General features: G+C 30.9%; 1 protein-coding gene. It reads left to right on the forward strand.

Annotated features, from left to right (window positions below; all coding sequences use genetic code 11):
• Positions 1-333 (forward strand): autotransporter outer membrane beta-barrel domain-containing protein (locus ACFILO_RS09430; RefSeq protein WP_375614003.1); only part of this gene is annotated, 333 nt, incomplete at its 5' end.
• Between the last annotated feature and the right edge of the window lie 825 nt (positions 334-1,158).

A 1,158-nucleotide genomic window follows, 5' to 3' on the forward strand; every position in this document is an offset into this window, starting at 1 on the left:
AATCTTGATGTTGATTTAGGAAAATTTCATCAATGGGTGGGGCGTGTTGGTGGGCGTTTAAGCAAGACGTTAGGTGTTGTGGAAGAGGGACGTGAAGTTTCTTTTTATAGTAAGCTTTCTTATTTGCATAGTTTTGAAGATAAGCAATTCGTTTCTTTTAAAAACGATTTTCAGTTAGGTTCCTTTGGTTCTTCTTTGGAAGCAGGGGTTGGGTTTAATGCCCGTCTCTCATCAAAACTTTCTCTTCGTGGAGATGTCACTTATCAGCATAGATTTAAGAAAATTGGTTTTTCTGGAACGAGTTTCTCTGCTGGATTGCGCCACCTTTTTTGATGAGCTGCAATATGTATTTTTAGTTAAAAGGCAGAAGATTTTTCGGCCTTTTAATGTATTAAAATTTATTTTGCTTCATCAATATGGTTATTTTTTGATATAAAAGATTACAATAGATGCTTTCTTTTATGCGATGAGAAATTTTTCTAAAATTTTTGATGTTAAGATATGAGGACAGATTTCATTGTGAATATGAAAAGTTTGAATGCTGAATGCTTTCGGCATAATCTTTCAAAAGAGACGATATAGGTGGTTGTTTTTGTCCATTTCTTTATTCATTTTTATAGATCATAAGTTTAGTCTTTATGAGTTTTATGCATTGTTTTGAATTTTGTTTTAGAACTTTATTCACGTTTATATCATTTATACGCATATTATTTGTTCCCTTTTTTAGGATATTTACTTAAGAATTTTGGATAAATACTTGTTTTTAGAACAAACAGAGGGAGTTTGAGGTCAAATTATAATAAAAGTAAAGTATGCTTTATCGTGTTGTTACGGTTGTTGTTTTGTAAATGATAGGTGGTAGAGAAATTTCGATAAGATACAGGATATTATTTTCATTGCGGTCATGCGCGGATATCATCATTCTTTTTTTAGCATTCAATATTTGCGCAGATTTTAGCACTCGAGAATATTCATAAGAAGTAATTCACCTTTTTTCAAAAGTCCTTCTTTGCATGCCAGCTTCGTTTGTGATGGACAAGGGGTTAATTGATTAAATATAAACAGGTTTGAAATGAAAGAAATTTATAATATTCAGTTTTTATTCAATATGTAAAATGATGAATGAGCATTCTGAATTATTGCATGAAATTTTCCTAA

The organism is Bartonella sp. AP72JLCBS (assembly GCF_042195705.1).
In the GTDB taxonomy this organism is placed as follows: Bacteria; Pseudomonadota; Alphaproteobacteria; order Rhizobiales; family Rhizobiaceae; genus Bartonella.